Annotated in this window: 1 pseudogene; it reads left to right on the top strand. The window is 77.1% G+C overall.

The features are described from left to right. A pseudogene (locus SB822_RS58240) lies at window positions 1-262 on the top strand (tRNA uridine-5-carboxymethylaminomethyl(34) synthesis GTPase MnmE); the annotation flags it as partial.

Genomic DNA, 262 nt, shown 5'->3' with positions numbered 1-262 from the left:
CCCGCGATCCCGCCGCTGGCCACGCCGCCGTCGCCGCCGATGTGGCCGGCGTGCCGCTGCGGCTGTGGATCCACAACAAGGCCGACCTGCTGGCCGCGCCGCTGGCGCTGGGCGAGGACGCCATCGCGGTTTCGGCCGCCACCGGCGCCGGCCTGGCGCAGCTGCACGAGCGGCTCTCGCGGATCGCCGGCAACGTCGCCGGCGAAGCGGTGGAAGGCGAATTCTCCGCGCGCGCGCGCCACGTGGAGGCGCTGGCGCTGAC

The organism is Paraburkholderia sp. SIMBA_054 (assembly GCF_046534875.1).
GTDB lineage: Bacteria > Pseudomonadota > Gammaproteobacteria > Burkholderiales > Burkholderiaceae > Paraburkholderia > Paraburkholderia hospita.
This window is presented reverse-complemented; position numbering and strand designations above follow the sequence as displayed.